Annotated in this window: 2 protein-coding genes and 1 pseudogene; all 3 read right to left on the bottom strand. The window is 62.9% G+C overall.

Annotation, left to right across the window (positions count from 1 at the left end):
• Nucleotides 1-273, bottom strand: a pseudogene (locus tag EOC06_RS44520) (conjugal transfer protein TrbL); the annotation flags it as partial.
• Nucleotides 267-479 carry an entry exclusion protein TrbK gene (gene trbK / locus EOC06_RS36645; RefSeq protein ID WP_128177110.1) on the bottom strand — a complete coding sequence of 71 codons (213 nt, stop codon included), beginning with the start codon at nt 477-479 and terminating at the stop codon, nt 267-269. The pseudogene EOC06_RS44520 and the gene trbK, both read right to left, overlap by 7 nt.
• The coding region (trbJ, locus tag EOC06_RS36650) for a P-type conjugative transfer protein TrbJ (protein ID WP_128310076.1) at nt 476-1,154 on the bottom strand (679 nt) is incomplete at its 5' end. The genes trbK and trbJ, both read right to left, overlap by 4 nt.

Raw genomic sequence — 1,154 nt, forward strand, 5'->3', positions numbered from 1 at the left:
CACCAGCTCGGCGAACCAAGCGTCGAGGCTGGCCGCGTTAATCGCCAGCCAGACCGCGGCGATCCCAACTTCGATGCTGGCGAGAATCCAGAACAGCGAGCGTGCCGCGTCCATGACCGTCGTCTCCCAGCCCTTTGCGGCGGTGACGACCTGGTTCTCCAGTGTTGTTAGGACCGAACCTTGCTGTGCAAGCGCCGGCGCGCTCGCGAGCAGCACGATGGCGATGACGATGAACAGCGCCTCAAACGCGCGGGAGGGGCGGACAATCACCATCGCGGCTTCATTTCCTGCCCGCCGCGCACATCGCGATCCGGATCGCCGCCGAAAAAGCGCTCCCGGTGCTCTTGACGCGCAGCACCAGAGCTCGACGCCGCCGCCGGCGTTTCAGTCGTGGCGTTCGGTTGCACGACTACCCACAACATCATGCCGGCGCCGAAGGCGACGAACACCGCGAGGGCGATGAGAAGGCGCGGGCTCACCAGCGGGGCTCCATCGTCTGACCGCTGCGGATATCGCGGTTGGGCGCGTTGAAGAACTGCTCGCGGCGGGCCTCGGCGAGGTCCTGTCTCGCCTGTTCGGACTGGAACCACGTGCCCATCATGGTCATCTGCTGCGAGACGAGCCCGCGCAGCTTCTGCATCTGCGCGACCTGCTGGGTGGCGATCTGATGGCCGACCTGCAGCGCCTTCATCTGGCCGTCGGCCGATTCCGACATTGAGCGCAGCGAGGACATGGTGGATTCCTCGCTCGAGAACTGCTCCGCGGTGAGGTTCGCTGCCTTCAGCGTTCCGGCGATCGTGTCGCGGTTGGTGTCTGACCAGCTCTGGTAGGTCGACGAAAAACTTGTGCCATCCGGCAGGTTGCTCTTCATGTCGGCGAAGCTCTGGAAGCGCTGTTTCAAAACGTCATCGATATTGCCCATCGAAAAGGCGACGCCCTGCCCTTGCGCTACGACGTTCTGCAGGCTCTTCAGGTCGTTCTCGGCCTGGCCCCAGATATGGTTGGGCAGCTGCGCGGTGTTCTGCAGCAGGTTGTTGTAGATATTGAGCTGGTTCTGGATTTGCTCGGCGAGCTGGGTGATCTGCTTGATCTGGTTGTTGACCTGCTCGGCCGACTTGCCGACGAGGCTGATAAGCTCGGCATTGTTTGCAAGC

This window comes from Mesorhizobium sp. M7A.F.Ca.MR.362.00.0.0, from assembly GCF_004023175.1.
In the GTDB taxonomy this organism is placed as follows: Bacteria; Pseudomonadota; Alphaproteobacteria; order Rhizobiales; family Rhizobiaceae; genus Mesorhizobium.